Source organism: Glycomyces sp. L485, assembly GCF_022548875.1.
In the GTDB taxonomy this organism is placed as follows: domain Bacteria; phylum Actinomycetota; class Actinomycetes; order Mycobacteriales; family Micromonosporaceae; genus Glycomyces.
The window spans coordinates 28781-42074 of the sequence record NZ_JAKZEW010000037.1 but is presented as its reverse complement, the minus strand read 5'-3'; the positions used below and the strand labels follow the sequence as shown (position 1 = coordinate 42074).

11 protein-coding genes and 1 tRNA gene are annotated in these 13294 nt (G+C 68.6%); 6 read left to right on the top strand and 6 right to left on the bottom strand.

What is annotated here, in order from left to right; all coding sequences use genetic code 11:
• Positions 1-838: 838 nt before the first annotated feature.
• Positions 839-2371: a pectinesterase family protein gene (locus L0U85_RS16265; protein WP_241378807.1), complete on the bottom strand. Its 1533-nt coding sequence runs from the start codon at positions 2369-2371 to the stop codon at positions 839-841.
• A 330-nt stretch (positions 2372-2701) separates the two neighbouring features.
• Complete coding sequence (locus L0U85_RS16260; protein ID WP_241378806.1) at positions 2702-4384, bottom strand: metallophosphoesterase; 1683 nt, start codon at positions 4382-4384, stop codon at positions 2702-2704.
• A gap of 105 nt (positions 4385-4489) precedes the next feature.
• Here L0U85_RS16260 and L0U85_RS16255 point away from each other — a divergent pair, with 105 nt between their 5' ends.
• Both L0U85_RS16255 and L0U85_RS16250 read left to right on the top strand, forming a co-directional pair.
• Positions 4490-4969, top strand: coding sequence for a GNAT family N-acetyltransferase (locus L0U85_RS16255; RefSeq protein ID WP_241378805.1), 480 nt, complete (start codon positions 4490-4492; stop codon positions 4967-4969).
• A 402-nt stretch (positions 4970-5371) separates the two neighbouring features.
• On the top strand, positions 5372-5545 hold the full coding sequence (locus L0U85_RS16250; RefSeq protein ID WP_241378804.1) for a hypothetical protein: 174 nt from the start codon (positions 5372-5374) through the stop codon (positions 5543-5545).
• A gap of 50 nt (positions 5546-5595) precedes the next feature.
• Here the strand turns inward: L0U85_RS16250 and L0U85_RS16245 are convergent.
• A tRNA-Tyr gene (locus L0U85_RS16245) sits at positions 5596-5680 on the bottom strand.
• 174 nt (positions 5681-5854) lie between these two features.
• Here L0U85_RS16245 and L0U85_RS16240 point away from each other — a divergent pair.
• Positions 5855-6346: a YajQ family cyclic di-GMP-binding protein gene (locus L0U85_RS16240; RefSeq protein ID WP_241378803.1), complete on the top strand. Its 492-nt coding sequence runs from the start codon at positions 5855-5857 to the stop codon at positions 6344-6346.
• 180 nt (positions 6347-6526) lie between these two features.
• Here L0U85_RS16240 and L0U85_RS16235 read toward each other — a convergent pair whose 3' ends face one another.
• Together L0U85_RS16235 and L0U85_RS16230 are read right to left on the bottom strand one after the other, a co-directional pair.
• The gene (locus L0U85_RS16235; RefSeq protein WP_241378802.1) at positions 6527-8734 is read right to left on the bottom strand and encodes an ATP-dependent RecD-like DNA helicase; all 2208 of its coding nucleotides are present in this window, start codon (positions 8732-8734) and stop codon (positions 6527-6529) included.
• A gap of 34 nt (positions 8735-8768) precedes the next feature.
• Positions 8769-10166 (bottom strand): amino acid carrier protein, encoded by a 1398-nt coding sequence (locus tag L0U85_RS16230; protein WP_347177466.1) that lies wholly within the window; start codon positions 10164-10166, stop codon positions 8769-8771.
• 217 nt (positions 10167-10383) lie between these two features.
• Here L0U85_RS16230 and L0U85_RS16225 point away from each other — a divergent pair, with 217 nt between their 5' ends.
• Complete coding sequence (locus tag L0U85_RS16225) at positions 10384-11094, top strand: exonuclease domain-containing protein (RefSeq protein ID WP_241378800.1); 711 nt, start codon at positions 10384-10386, stop codon at positions 11092-11094.
• 64 nt (positions 11095-11158) lie between these two features.
• On the opposite strand, the gene L0U85_RS16220 is transcribed toward L0U85_RS16225, so the two are convergent.
• Positions 11159-11938 carry a hypothetical protein gene (locus L0U85_RS16220; protein WP_241378799.1) on the bottom strand — a complete coding sequence of 260 codons (780 nt, stop codon included), beginning with the start codon at positions 11936-11938 and terminating at the stop codon, positions 11159-11161.
• Positions 11939-12268: 330 nt separating this feature from the next.
• On the opposite strand from L0U85_RS16220, the gene L0U85_RS16215 reads away from it, so the two are divergent.
• Together L0U85_RS16215 and ispF are read left to right on the top strand one after the other, a co-directional pair.
• Complete coding sequence (locus L0U85_RS16215) at positions 12269-12766, top strand: CarD family transcriptional regulator (protein ID WP_241378798.1); 498 nt, start codon at positions 12269-12271, stop codon at positions 12764-12766.
• 50 nt (positions 12767-12816) lie between these two features.
• Positions 12817-13281 (top strand): 2-C-methyl-D-erythritol 2,4-cyclodiphosphate synthase, encoded by a 465-nt coding sequence (ispF, locus tag L0U85_RS16210; RefSeq protein ID WP_241378797.1) that lies wholly within the window; start codon positions 12817-12819, stop codon positions 13279-13281.
• Positions 13282-13294: the final 13 nt, after the last annotated feature.

Below are 13294 nucleotides of genomic sequence, written 5' to 3'. Positions count from 1 at the left end.
CCGGCACCGGCTTCGCAGACCGAGACCGAGACCGGACCCGACCACGGCACGGGATCTGAACACGGGCCCCGAACGGGAACCGGCCCCGAGCGAGACTCCGAACAGGACTTCAATCTGGGCTTCGGACCGGGCGGATGCTCCCGCCCTGAAGACGAGCACGCCCCCACACCAGCAACCCCGCCAGCAGACGCGGCCGCACCGGCGGCACCGGTTGCGGCGATGCGTCTGGTGCACCCGAAGACGAATAGACCACTGATCCCGGTGCGCTCGAACCTGATCGAAGATCCCATCCCGTTCTTAACCTGCCCGCCGCGGGACGCCGCGGCGGGGAAGGCGCCTCATACAGCCGCCAGCTCGAAACCGGAAACGGCTTCGAGCCATTCCCCGTGTCCAGGGCCAGAACACCACACCCAAAGTGCCCCAAGTCTCCACACCCGAGCGGCTCGAACCTCCACACCCCCGCAACCCACTGAACCCACTGAACCCACAGTCCTAGCCCCAGTCGCCGAACCCTCCCCCGCGAGTCCCCTACCGGCTGTCCCCATAACCGACCTCCGTGGCCGACAGGGCATCCCTGACCTCCACTCAGCTCTTTCGTCGCTGATCGATTGAAGCCCAACAGAGAGGCACCGGGGAGCCGAAGACACCGCCCCACCCAACCATCCACCCCACACTGCTGCCGCCAACGCAACCTCTGCCATTGCCGGGCTCCCCAGGCGCACCCCCTGAGCCCCGGTTCCGCGACATACCGCGCCCCACCGCTACAAAACTCTCGACTTCTGAACGGGAAAGGCAGGTCTCGGCTCGCTGGATGCACGAGACCTGCCCTCCCTCGGTCTCAGGAACCCATCGGGTTCCACCCGTCGTTACCGCGCAGGTAATCGGCGGGCTCGTAGTTCGCCGCATCCGAGTCGCTCATCTGCGGGCGATTGCCGTTGACTCCCGCGCCGGACCCGTTGTTCTCGTACTCGCTCAGGCGCGCTTCGCGCCAGTCCAGGCCCGACATGTCGGTCCACGGGTCGGAGCGGATGTGGGAGCCCAGGTTCGACTCCCGGTACAGGACCTGGCCTCGCGCGGTCTCGGAACCTCCTGCGGGCCACGGGCGGCCGAGGTAGACCGACCCGTTCGGCGCGTCGCTGACGAGCTCGCTCCGGTAGATCAGGAACCCGTACGGGTTGGAGAGCTCCGTGCTCGCGGCGGTGATGTAGCCGTTGTTGTTCGACGAACCTCGGTCGAGGGACCTGATGGTGCAGTTGTCGAACACTGCCGTGCCCCGCCCGAAGATGAAGTCCACGTCGCCCTCGACGTAGCAGTCGCGATAGTACTGCCGCGAGACCGAGCCGGCGCTCGGCGAGTTCGCGTAGAGGGTGTCCTGGTTGCCGATGAACCTGACGTTGTCGAAGACCATCCGGTCACCGTTGACCTTGACCGCCACGGCCTGGCTGTTGCCGTTCGCGGCTTCGTTGTAGGAGTTCTCGAAGGTCAGGTCCTGTGCGGTGAAGTCGCCGCCGTTCAAGGTCACCGAGGCGCTGCCGGTGGTCCCCCAGGTTCCACCGGAACCGTTGTTGCACGAAGCGCAGCGGTCGTCGGTGATGACCACGTCCGCGGCGTTGCCGGTCTCGCCCACGAAGGTGAGCCCGGTCTTGCTGGACGGGACGGTGACGTTGCCCTTGTAGGTGCCCGACCGGATCAGGATGGTGAAACCGGAGGAGGCGGAGTTGACCGCGGCCTGCACCGAGGTGTGAGTGCCGGAGCCGTCGGAGGCGACAACGAGGTCGGCCTCGACTCCACCGCCGCCACCGCCGCCGCTGCCACCGTCGGCGGTGATGAGGCGCCACTGCTGGTTCGCCCCGCCGGTCGGGTCGTACTGCGAGATACGGGCGCCGCTTTCAGTGGACCGGCCCCACACGTCGAGGGCTTTGCCCGAGAAGCGGTTGACGAACGTGTAGTAGCCGCCCGACTCCTCGACCCGCCACTGCTGGTTGGTGCCGTTGAGGTCGTCGTACTGGACGATGGTGGCGCCGTTGTCGGCGTTCCACTCCCAGACGTCGAGGACCTGGCCGGAGTGCCGGGCCTGGATGCGGTAGTAGCCGCTGCCCGCGTCGACGAACCGGAACTGCTGGTGCTCGCCGCCGCTCTGACCCCACTGCTTGAGTTCGGCGCCGGGTTCGGTGGAACCGCCCTCGATGTCGAGAACCAGGCCCGAGTGCCTCGATTCGATGTGGAACCACGTGCCGGTCTCGACGGCGGCGTTCGCGGTGCCCAAGGTGAACAGGGCCGCTACGGCGGCCAGGACCACTCCGGTGCAGGCGGCGAGGATCGCCGTCAATCGGCGGCGGGACGCGAACGCGCCCCTGGTATTCGCTTGCATATACACTCCACTGTGTTGTGAGGCTGCACGGCGCACGGCGCCCCCCGGGGCGCGGATCGCCCAGGGCATGGTGGAGCTGGGACATGCCGGGATGGCCCGGTCAGGCCGCGTCTCAGCTCGACGACATCGACAGCCATCAATTATGACTTGAAGCTTAAGGCAATCGCTTGTCCCATGCAAGGCTGGGGAGCGTGCCATTGCGCTTGGGGCTCAGGCGTCTCCGTCCAGATCATCGTGCTGGCGCACCACTTGGAAACTCCGTCGGTCGTCGGCTTCTCGTTGGGCCTGCCGCGGGCGTTCTCGACCTCGGAACGCATTTGGGAAACGCAGTCAGTCTTCCCGGCCGAACCACTCCTCGGCCTGCGCGACGAGCCGCCGCACGGGGCCCTGTCGTGGCGGAGCCTCGTTCAGTGTCCCGGAGGCGGGGACCTTGAAGCCCGGTTCGATCAGGCGCGGGCGCAGCGGCGAGACCGGTTTGATCCACGAGTCGCCCGGCGCTCCGTCGGGGTCGGCGGCCCAGTCGCGGCCGCTCCGGTCGAGCCCGATCGGGTAGACGGTGACGCCCTCGCGCGCGACCTTGATCCGCAGGAAGCACTTCTGATCGATGATGGACAGTCCCGCGAACAGCTCATTCGCGTTGACGCCGAGCCGGTTCGCGACCACGAGGTACAGGCCGACGAGCCACGTCGAGACGAGACCCGCCACCGGCAGGTAGGCGACGAACACCCAGAAGTCGACCCACGGCAGCACCTCGAACACCTGCGCGCCCGACCATGCCAGGCCGACCTGGGCAGCGCCGTGCCCGAGCCCGAGCAGGTAGTGCCGGAATCCGCGCGCACCCTGGCCGGGGTGCGCGAAACCGACCCCGGCGGCCATCAGCACCGCCGCGGCGGCCGCGAACGTCCCCGAACCCTCCAGAACGGATACGGTGGCGATGAGCATGATGACGCTCATGAGCAGCGTGAAGCCCTTGTTGAGCCACGGCAGCCGCCCGAAGATTCCGAAGGCGTACCGCAGGGAGCGCGCCCGGGCAGGATACGTCTGCGTGAGCTGGTATTCCCGCTGCGCCGCATCCGGTTCACTCACCGACTTGCGCGGGGCGGTGAGCGTCGGGGGCAGGTTGTGCGTCGGCGACAGGTACGCCCCGCCGCCGCCCGCGGTCACCAGCTGCCGAGTCCCGCCGACTTCGGCGTAGTGCGCGTAGTGGTGCCGGTCCCCGGTCAGGATGAGCGGCACCTCGGCCTCCCGGTCGGCGATGATGTCGCGGATGAAGTGGTCGATCCGGTCGAAGGAACGCGGATTGTCCTCTGTCCACACCCACGACGGCTGTGGAACGCACAGGATCACCTGGTCGCCGGCCGCGAGGTTCTGCGCCACCCTCTTGAAGTACTCGAGCTGCGGCTGGTCGAGGTGCGCGTCGAACTGGGCATCGACGGCGAACAGCCACCAGTTGTGCGGCAGGCTGAGCGCGAAGTACGACCGGGCCTGCGCGGTCTTGTAGCCGCCCACGCTGCGGCCCTCGACGAACTGGCGCCCGAAGGCCGTGAGACCGTCGAACCAGTCGTGGTTGCCCGGGATCGCATACAGCGCCACCGGCGCCGAGGGGTTCGCGGCCTCGTAGGGTCCCTTCATCCGGTGCTCGTATTCGCGCCAGTTCGCCGCCGGGTACACCTCGTCGCCACCCATGACCAGCACCGACCCGCGCGGCAGGTGCTCGTCGCCGACCTCGAGTTCCTGCTGCGCCAAGAGGTACGCGATCGAGTAGGTGGCGTTGAAGCCGTCGCCGATGTCGGCGACGTAGTCGATCCACAGCTCCTCGCCCGCGTCGTGCGAGAAGACGTCCTGCGGCCGACTGCCGAAGAGCTCGCGCTTGTCGAGGTATCCGCCGAGGAGCCTGGCGAGCCCGAACCTGGCGGCGGTTTCGGCGAGTGTCCGGGGCGACATCCACCGCACCGGGCGCTGCGGGATGAAGCGGAGCGCTTCCGGGCTCAAATCGCGCGGACGGTCAGACATGTGCACATAATCGCATATTATGGGCCTCAATGGAATCCCAGACCACCAGACTCCGCAACGGAAAACGACTCGGCCACTGCCGGGTGCCCACAGTACTCTCGCGGCATGGAAGCCGCGAGATTCGCCACCGCCGATGACGTCGACGAGATCGTCCGCCTGCGCGAGATCATGCTCTCAGAATGGGTCGACTGCACCGACAACGGCTGGAGGGAGGCGACCGCAGCGGTGCTGAAGCGACGCTTGGGCGACGCCGATCCGACGATGGCCGTGGCGGTCGTCGACGCCCCCGGCGAGCCCGGTGTCCTGGCCGCCAGCGCGACCGGTCTGATAGTCGAGCGGCTCCCTTCGCCGCGCAACCTGACCGGTCTGTTCGGCTGGGTCTTCAACGTGTCCACCGATCCCGCGTGGCGTCGCCGCGGCTACAGCATGGCCTGCATGGAGTCGCTGCTCGCCTGGTTCGACGACCGCGGCGTCCTACCTATCGAGCTGCTCGCCTCGGGTCAGGGCGAACCGCTGTACCGCCGGTTGGGTTTCCGGATGTCGCAGGAGCCGGCGATGCGGCGCGACCGGCTCGGGGACCGATGACCGTTCACGGCGGCGACTAGGATCAGCGACTCGCGACGCCCCCAGGTTGGATTCGGGGCCATTTCCGGTTGGATCGCCTTCGCGGGCAGGACTTCGCGGGCCGGTTCCGGTTCTTCACCGGTTCGGGCTCTCTGGTGGCGGGGATCATCATGATCCTCATGGCCCTGTCGACGGCGATCGGTTTCGGTGCCTACCTGCGCGGTCTCGACAGGCTGCGGCGCGAGACGCAGGAGGAGGTGCGGCGGGCCGAGCGCATGGAGCTGGCCCGGGAGATGCACGACTTCGTGGCCCATCACGTCACCGGGGTCGTGGTGCTGGCGCAGGCGGCGCAGGTCACCGATACGGGCGCGCGCCCGTCGCCCTGCCCTCACGACGAACCGGAGGGGGCTTCGCTCCCGTCTCATGCCTTGCGGTCGTTCGCGGACATCGAGGAGGCCGGGCTGGCGGCGCTGGCGCCTGCTCGGGCTCGGCGAGCGCGTCGAGGCCGTCGGCGGGTGGCTGCGGGCCGAGCCGAGGCCGGAGGGCGGCTGGGAGGTCGTGGCGTGGCTGCCGACCGAGGCTGCGCTCGTAGAGTAGCGAAACGGCCTGTGACCTGGTCTTCCCAGGTCACAGGCCGTTCTACTCACTGGTGGCAGGTGTAGGATTCGAACCTACGTAGGCAATGCCGGCTGATTTACAGTCAGCTCCCTTTGGCCGCTCGGGCAACCTGCCTTGCTGTGTAGCGAGAGCAAGGATAGCGCCTTGGCCGCGGGTCCGCGCAAGCGGGTATTCCCTTGTTGAGACCGCGTTCACTCCGCCCGGGCGGGTGGGCGGGGGTCGGGCGGGCGCGGCGGGCCCGACTAGGCTTGACGGCCTGGCCCCTACCGACCGGAAGGACTGGTTTCCATGGCTGACGCCTCGTTCGACATCGTCTCCGAGATCGACCTGGCAGAGCTCGACAACGCCGTCAATCAGGCGCAGCGCGAGCTGTCCACCCGGTTCGACTTCCGCGGGACCGGCGCGAGCGTCGAGCGCAGCGGCGAGGAGGCGGCGGTGCTGTCGGCCGAGACCGAGGACCGTGTGAAGGCCGCCCTCGAAGTGCTCAAGGAGAAGCTCATCAAGCGCGGCATCTCGTTGAAGGCGATGGAGGCCTCCGAGCCGCGCCAGTCGGGCAAGGAGTCGAAGATCGACGTCGCCTTCCAGCAGGGGATCGCCACCGATCAGGCGAAGAAGATCGGGAAGATCATCCGCGACGAGGGCCCCAAGGGCGTCAAGCCCCAGATCCAGGGCGACAAGCTCCGCGTCACCGGGAAGAAGCGCGACGACCTGCAGGAGGTCATCCGCCTGCTCAAGGGCAAGGACCTCGACGTCGCTCTCCAGTTCACGAACTACCGGTAGGACTTTGTGAACGCGACCCTCATCAACATCGCCGTCCTGGCTCTGTTCGTCGTCGGCGGCGGCCTGGTCGCGCTCATGGTCGTGGTCACGCAGCGGGCGTACAAGAAGGACGAGCAGTCCGAGCACTGGGTGGTCTATCCGGCCGCCGAGAGGCCGAAGCCGGCCGAGGCCGAAGAGGACTTACGCCGCCAGGCGGTGGGTGAGACCGGTGTGCCGCTTCCCGGTCCCGGCGGTGCGCACCGCCATCGCCAGCGCCTTTTTCGAGCCGACGAGCACGACGAGGCGCTTGGCGCGGGTGATCGCGGTGTAGACGAGGTTGCGCCGCAGCATGGTCCATGCACTGGTGGTCACCGGGACGACCACCGCCGGGTATTCGCTGCCCTGCGAGCGGTGCACGGTGATCGCGTACGCGTGCACGAGCTCGTCGAGCTCGGAGAACTCATAGTCGACGTCCTCGTCTTCGTCGGTTCGGACGGTGAGCGTCTGCGCCTCGGAGTCGATCGCCTCGACGACGCCGACGGTGCCGTTGAAGACGCCGTTCACGCCTTTCTGGTAGTTGTTGCGGATCTGGATGACCTTGTCGCCGACCCGGTAGACTCGCCCGCCGTAGCGGCGCTCCGGCATCCCCTCCCGGGCCGGGGTGAGCGCCTCCTGGAGCTTCAGGTTGAGGTTCCCGGCGCCGGGCCCGCCGCGGTGCATCGGAGTGAGCACTTGGACGTCGCGCACCGGGTGCAGCCCGAAGCGGGCCGGGATGCGGCGGGCGACGATGTCGACGACGTTGTCGGCGACCAGTTCGTTGTCGTCGCAGGCGAAGTAGAAGAAGTCGTCGTAGCCTTCGAGCGCGGGGAACTCGCCGGTGTTGACGCGGTGGGCGTTGGCGACGACGCCGGATTCGGCGGCCTGGCGGAAGATCCGCGTCAGCCGGACGCGCGGGATCGCCTCGGCGGCGAGGATGTCGCGCAGGACCTCGCCGGCGCCGACGCTCGGGAGCTGGTCGACGTCGCCGACCAGGAGCAGGTGCGCGCCGGGCGGGACGGCTTTGGCGAGCTTGTTCGCGAGGATCGTGTCCAGCATGGAGGTCTCGTCGACGACGAGGAGGTCGACGTCGAGGGGCTTGTCGCGGTCGTACGCGGCCTCGCCTCCGGGCCGCAGTTCCAGCATGCGGTGCAGGGTGGTGGCCTCGTGGCCGGTGAGTTCGGCCAGGCGCTTCGCGGCCCGCCCGGTGGGGGCGGCGAGCATGACCTTCGCGCCCTTGGCTCGAGCGAGGTCCACGATGGAGGAGACGGTGAAGCTCTTGCCGCAGCCGGGCCCGCCGGTGAGGACCGCGACCTTCTCGGTGAGCGCGAGCCGCACCGCCTCGGCCTGCTCGGGGGCGAGTTCGGCGTCGCGGCGGCGCCGCAGCCATGCGAACGCCTTGTCCCATTCCACGCTTTGGAAGGCCGACAGACGGTCCTCGCCGGTGCCGAGCAGCGCGAGCAGACCGGAGGCGAGGCCGCGCTCGGCGTGGTAGAACGGCGCGAGGTAGCGGGCGGGGACGGTGGAGTCGCCGGCCGGCACCTTGTCGGCGATGACGTACTCGGCTTCGGCTGACAGCTCGTCGAGGGCCTCGGCGACGGGCGCGGTGCCCAGGCCGAGCAGTTCGACGGTGTCGGCGACGAGGTTCGGCTCGGGAAGGAAGCAGTGCCCGGCGTCGCCGGCCTCCGAGAGCGTGTACTGCAGAGCGGCCTTGATCCGCTCGGGCGCGTCATGGGCGATGCCGACGGCGCGGGCGAGGCCGTCGGCGGTCTTGAACCCGATCCCCCACACCTCGTTCGCGAGCCGGTACGGCTCGTGCTTCACCACCCCGATCGAGGCGTCCCCGTACTTCTTGTAGATTCGCACGGCCAGGGAGGTGGAGACGTCCACGGACTGGAGGAAGACCATGACCTCCTTGATCGCCCGCTGCTCCTCCCAGGCGGCCGCGATCGACTTGGTGCGCTTGGGTCCGAGCCCTGGCACCTCGACGAGCCGTGCGGGGTCGTCGTCGATGACGTTCAGCGTCTCCACGCCGAAATGCGCGACGATCTTCTCGGCGGTCTTCGGCCCGATCCCTTTGATCAGGCCTGAACCCAGATAGCGTTCTATCCCCTGGACCGTGGCGGGCAAGACCGTCCGGTACGACCAGACTTCGAACTGGCGGCCGTACTTGGGGTGGCTGGTCCACCGCCCGGTCAGGTCGAGGCTCTCCCCGACCTGGGCGCCGAGCAGCGGGCCGACGACCGTCAGCAGCTCTGATCCCGACCTGGCGCTCGAAGCGCGGGCGATGGTGTAGCCGGTCTCCTCGTTCGCGTATGTGACGCGTTCGAGCACCGCCTCCAGTTTCACCGCGCCAGGCCGGGACTCAGACATGCACTACATGCTAAGCGCGGACTGCGACACCGCGTCAGTCCGCCTTGTCCGCACCGGCGGGCTCGGGAACCGCGTCTCCGGGCAGCAGCCGCCAGTCCGGGTTCGCGAAGAACCGCTTGGTCTCTCGGTAGACCACCGGCGAGAGGATGAGCAGGCCGATGAGGTTCGGCAGCGCCATCAGTCCGTTGGCGATGTCCGAGAGGTTCCACAGCATGTCGAGGCTGGTGACCGCGCCGAGGTAGGCGACGACGACGAAGACGATGCGGTAGGGCAGGATCAGCCGCTGGCCGCTGAACCGCTCCAGGCACTTCTCGCCGTAGTAGGACCAGCCGATGAGCGTCGAGAACGCGAACGTCGCGATGCCGACTGCGACGATGAGCCCGCCGATCGTGCCGCCGGTGGTGCCGGCGCCGCCCAGGCCCGTCTCGAACGCGAGACGGGTGAGCGCCGCCGACTCGATCAGGTTCCCTTCCGAGTCGACCGTGCCGAGCACCCCGGTGACCACGATGACCAGACCGGTCATGGTGACGACGATGAGCGTGTCGATGAACGTCTGGGTCATCGACACCATCGCCTGGCGCACCGGCTGGTCGGTCCTTGCGGCCGCGGCGGCGATGCCGCCGGTGCCCAGGCCCGACTCGTTGGAGAAGATGCCGCGTGCCACGCCGTAGCGGATCACGGTGAGGATCGCCGCGCCGGTGAAGCCGCCGACGGCCGAGCCTCCGGTGAAGGCCTGTTCGAAGATCATCCCGAAGGCGGTGCCGAGCACGTCGGCGTTGGCGACGAGGACCGCCAGCGCCCCGGCGAGGTAGAACACGATCATGATCGGGACCAGTGCCGAGGCGACTCGTCCGAGCCACTTGATGCCGCCGAGGATGACCAGGCCGACTGAGACGAGGATGACCACGCCTGTCCACGAGGGGGTCCAGAAGGTGTCCTCGGGCAGCTGCTGCTGGATCGCGGAGGCGACGTTGCCGGACTGGACGGCGTTGCCGATGCCGAAGCTGGCGATGACGCCGAAGATCGCGAACGCGAGGGCGAGGATCTTGCCCAGCGGGCCCTTGATGCCTTCGGAGAGGTACTGCTGTGGGCCGCCGGACTGCTGGCCCTTGGCGTTCACTTTCCGGTACTTGACGCCCAGGAGGGCCTCGGAGTACTTGGTGGCCATGCCGACCAGGCCGGTCACCCACATCCAGAACAGCGCGCCGGGTCCGCCCAGTGCGATCGCGGCGCCGACGCCGCCGATGTTGCCGACGCCGACCGTCGCGGCGAGCGCGACCGACAGCGCCTGGTAGTGGCTGATGTCGCCTTTGGACTCGCTGTTCTCATGGCGTTTGAACAGCGCGAGCCACATGCCGTAGCCGAGCCGTCGGAGCTGGATGCCGCCGAGCATGGCCGTGAGGTAGACGCCGACGGCCAGCAGCAGCGGGATGAGGAGCCAAGGACCCCAGACGAATGAACCGACCTCGCCGACCGGTTCGCCATAGTCGGCGTTGAGTCCGTCGGCCCATTCCTGAATTGCGCCGGTTATGGGATCGAGAAAATCCAATGTTCCTCCAGGGGAAGACAAAAGGGTATATAGGGGGCCGCGCGATCGCGCGGGCTGAGCATATCGGAGGTTTGTCATGGGCAGCCGTTAAGGTGTCGTCATGAGCGAGAAATGGTATGATGGCCCGCTTTTGGGGTTCGACACCGAGACCACGGGCGTGGTGTGCCAGGTCGACAGGATCGTGCAGGCCGCGCTCGTCTCGGTCGATCCGGTCGGCCCGGGAGAGCCGCCGCTCGCGTGGCGGGGCGAGACGTGGCTGATCGACCCTGGGGTGCCGATCCCGCCGGGCGCCTCGCGTGTCCACGGCATCACCGACGAGAAGGTGCGGGCCGAGGGCGAGGCGCCGGCGAAGGCGCTCGGTGCGATCGCGGCGGGCCTGGCTGCGGCGGTCGAGTCGGGTACCCCGGTGGTGGCGTTCCGGGCGGGGTTCGATCTGACGATGCTGGCGTGCGAGCTCGACCGGTACTCGATCGCCGCGCCCGACTGGGGCCGGATGACGGTGCTCGACCCGGCTGTGCTCGACAAGCGCGTGGACCGCTTCCGCAGGGGCAAGCGGACGCTCGGGGCCACCGCGGAGCACTACGGGGTGGTGTTGGACGGTGCGCATTCGGCGGCGGGTGACGCGTCGGCCACGGTGGCGCTGGCGCGGGTCATCGGCGCGCGCTACCCCGAGGTCGGGGCGATGGAGCCGCGGGAGCTGCACGAGGCGCAGGTGCGGTGGCACGCTGAGGACGCCGCGTCGCTGGAGGCGTACTTCCGCGGCAAGGGCCGGGACGAGACGGTCGAGCGGCGGTGGCCGCTGGCGCGGTAGCAAAGAGGCCCCGTCTCCGCGCGGTGCGGAGGCGGGGCCTCGGATGCTCGGTGCGGGTCTGGGTCTAGTGCCCGACGCCGGGGTGCTCTTCGTAGTCGGGGTCGACGCTCCGTTCGAGCTCCTGTCCGACCGGGAGGTCGACGGTGATCTCCTCGCCGTTGTCGAACAGGAAGGTCACCTCGATGCTCTGGCCCGGGCGCAGCGGCTCGGTCAGGTCTTGGAGGAGCAGGTACTCGCCGGTGTCGGAGGCGATGTCGAGCCGGACGTACCCGGCGGGTGCGATCTCGACCGGCCCGACGGCGAACTCGTTCGGGGCGCCCAGGGTGCCCTCGTCGTCGAGTGCTTCGGTCGGCTCGTCCGCGGGCTCGTCGGTCGCTTCGGCGCCTGCGCCGCCGACGGGCTCCTCGGTGGCGTCCTCGCCTTCTCCGTCGGTGGTCGCCTGGTCCTCGGCGGGAGCCTCGCTGGTCGCCTCGTCTTCGGAGGGAGCCTCGGTCTCCTCATCGGAGGGCGTCTCGGCGTCGGCGGTGGTGAGGTCGACGTCTCCGGCGACGTCGGTCCGGACGCCGATGAGGCTCACGGCCCCGGTGCCCTCGTTGGAGATCCACACGCGCAGCGGGGCGTCGTCGCCGGCCGCGTAGCCCTCGGGGGACCCGAACTCGACCTGGAGGTCGCGCAGGGCCAGATCTCCCTGGTCGACGTTGATTCCGGCGATCGCCGTCTGCTTGGTGTCAGTCTGGGTCACCTGACCCGCGCTGCAGGCCGACAGCCCGGTAGCCGCGGCGGCCGCGAGCGCGAGCGCTGCGGCGCGGCGGGCGAAGGTCGCCGTGCTGATTCCCCTGGCCACTGGTGGTCCTCCCTGAGTCCTACAGGCATGCTGACGGACAGCGTAGACGACCGGTCGCCCGGCGAGGAGCAGGCCTGCCACGAGCCGAGGAGTGGGTCTCACCTCCGGTCGCGGACGGGGCGGTTCGCATACCGCCGTGCCGGCGAATGGCGCCCGGTCCGGGCGAGCGACGCACGCCTCATTTGTCTCCCGCTAATGCGCGCCCAGAGCCCAAGGTGCCGTAGAGTAATCAGTCACATACCAATTGACCAGGGAATTCATGGCGATCCGCTGTCGGGTTGAACCCCGATGACGTGTTAGGCTAGACACAGCGAAAGGGGTTTCGATCCTATGGGTTTTAGTGTCGGCGAGACCGTTGTCTACCCCCACCACGGGGCCGCACTCGTTGAAGCTGTTGAGACTCGCGTCATCGGTGGTATTGAACAGGAATACCTGGTGCTGCGCGTCGAGCAGGGTGACCTCACGGTCAAGGTTCCGGCAAAGAACGTCGAACTGGTCGGCGTCCGAGAAGTCGTCGGCGCCGAGGGCCTCAGTGAGGTGTTCGACGTGCTGCGCGCCCCTCACACCGAGGAGCCGACCAACTGGTCGCGGCGTTACAAGGCCAATGTCGAGAAGCTCGCCTCCGGTTCCCCCCTCAAGATAGCCGAGGTCGTCCGCGACCTGTGGCGTCGAGACAGGGAGCGCGGCCTGTCGGCCGGCGAGAAGCGGATGCTCTCGAAGGCCCGCGAGATCCTCGTAGGAGAGATCGCGCTGGCCGAGGACTGCGTCAAGGACGAAGCAGAGAACGTCCTCGACAAGGTCCTGCTCTCGGAGGCTCCGGTCAAGTAGCCTCCGGCTCGAACAGCGATTCGACAAGAGTGAATTTCGAATTTCCGTCCGTGGTCGTCGGGCACGGCAGCGACGTGCATCGCTTCGATCCCGATCAGCCGTGCCGTCTCGCCTGCCTCGAATGGCCGGGCAGCCCCGGCCTGGCCGGGCACTCCGACGGCGACGCCGCCGCACACGCCGTGTGCGACGCGCTGCTTTCGGCTGCCGGGCTCGGCGACCTGGGCGGGAATTTCGGTACCTCCCGCCCCGAATGGGCCGGCGCCTCGGGTGTCGCGCTCTTGGCGGAGACCGCCCGCCGCGTCCGCGCGACGGGCTGGTCGGTCGGCAACGTCTCCGTCCAGATCATCGGCTCCCGTCCCAAGATCGCGCCGCGCCGCGCCGAGGCCGAAGCCGCCCTGTCGAATGCGATCGACGCTCCCGTCCGACTGTCGGCGACCACCACCGACGGCCTCGGCTTCACCGGACGCGGCGAGGGGCTTGCCGCGACCGCGGTAGCGTTGCTGTACAAGCGTTGATTCCCATTCGGGA